This is a genomic window from Treponema endosymbiont of Eucomonympha sp., assembly GCF_001028545.1.
Window position 1 is genome coordinate 1 of sequence record NZ_BBPW01000153.1, and the last position, 1,534, is coordinate 1,534.

Annotated in this window: 3 protein-coding genes; 1 reads left to right on the forward strand and 2 read right to left on the reverse strand. The window is 53.6% G+C overall.

The window, feature by feature from the left end:
• Positions 1 to 4: 4 nt before the first annotated feature.
• Both AWU74_RS05495 and AWU74_RS05500 read right to left on the reverse strand, forming a co-directional pair.
• Entirely contained in the window at positions 5 to 487 is a 483-nt protein-coding gene (locus AWU74_RS05495; protein ID WP_062328427.1) for a hypothetical protein, read from the reverse strand.
• A 123-nt stretch (positions 488 to 610) separates the two neighbouring features.
• Positions 611 to 973, reverse strand: coding sequence for a hypothetical protein (locus AWU74_RS05500; protein WP_062328430.1), 363 nt, complete (start codon positions 971 to 973; stop codon positions 611 to 613).
• A 397-nt stretch (positions 974 to 1,370) separates the two neighbouring features.
• Between AWU74_RS05500 and AWU74_RS10470 the strand changes: the two genes are divergently transcribed.
• Positions 1,371 to 1,534, forward strand: a 164-nt coding sequence (locus AWU74_RS10470) for a FeoA family protein (protein ID WP_162504876.1), incomplete at its 3' end; no start/stop codon positions are given.

Genomic DNA, 1,534 nt, shown 5'->3' on the forward strand with positions numbered 1-1,534 from the left:
TGAGTCAGTTTACCGGCAACAGTTCCGCCGCATTCGGCGCCGGAAACGCATATTCTTTCAGCCTGACGCGCAACCCGCCCTGTTTCCATACTATATGGGCTTCTAAGCCGAATGCGCCCGGAAACACGTATCCGCTCAGGAGAAACCGCCGTTCCGCTCCGTCCCGGTCTCTCAGTTCCAGCGAAACGGAGCTTTCCCGTTTGATTCTGTATGTCCGCTTCTCGTTGCGGCGCAACTCCCCGATACGGACGAGCGCCGCGCCGTCGCCGTCTGTCAGGCGGACTTCGCTGAGCGCGAAGGGCGTTTTATTGACGATGCATACGGTGCCCGTCTTTTGCGGCACACCGCAGGCATAAACACCGCACGGCAGCGCCGACGCAAAAAACGCCAGCAACCGGATACGAAAACGTTTTGCCCTATAATTCGCCATAAGCGTTTGGCCGCGCGAGAGACGCTCGCCGCTTGTTGCGGACGTTCCGCAGCGCATACTACCGTGCTTATCGGTTTGCGAGAAGCCCTCGCTGGTTTTTGTGAGCGGCTCAGAAAGTTGTATGAGCCGCTCTAAAATGGGTGAGGGCATAAAAACCGGCGCGAAGCCGGTTTTTGCTTGTTATTTTGCCGCTTTGTCTTTTATCAGGTAGAAAACCTGTTCGCGCTTAGGACCGTAAACCCACCCATATTCCGGGAAAAAGCCAAGAATTCCTACGATAAGCCTTCCGACATAAAGTTCTTTTTCAAGGTACACCTGTTCTACCCGGTACCCGTTCGCCTTAACCCGTGCGCTGAATTCTTCCCAGTCCGCCGTGGATAAACTAACAGTTTCCCCTGGTTTTATTTCTTTCCCGTCTACGAATATGGTGTATTCCGGGATTTCCTCCAAAGATTCCCGGTCAACGACTCGGAATTTGACGGTTGTCATGCACGCCGAGACTAAAGCCGCTGCGCACGCGCAGGCAATTGCGGTTCTTTTCACGTTGTTCCTCCAATGAAACAGTTTTATTCCAGCGCTATGCGCCGCCGGAGTATTTAACCATAGGGAGAAAAACGTGTCAATCCCTGCCATGAACAGCGGCAGCAGCGCGCCCGTATTGCGCCTGTGCGCTTTCGCCCTCAGGCAGGGCTATCCCCTATACGCAGAGGCGAAAACCTCTATGTTTTACTTGTGTTGCCGCGGGTTTGCGATAAAAACGATAGTACGTTGAAGGCGCTATGCTGAGCCTCCTCTAGGCACACCTGTATGTCGAGTTTCCTCAAGAAACTCGAACGTTACCCGTAGGGTAACGCCGAGCACTATTGACTTTTTTGTTAGCCAATGGTAACATATGCCGATAAAGCGTATGAGATACGCGTGGAAACAGGGAGGCGAGCATATGCCGTTGACATTCGTAAAGCAGGGCGAATTCACCGTGATAAAGAAAATCGGCGGTCAGGACAGCGTCAGGCAGCACCTGGCGAATATGGGCTTCGTGGTCGGGGTCAACGTCAGGGTCGTCTCCGAGTTCGGCGGCAACATGATTGTGTGCGTCAAAGACTC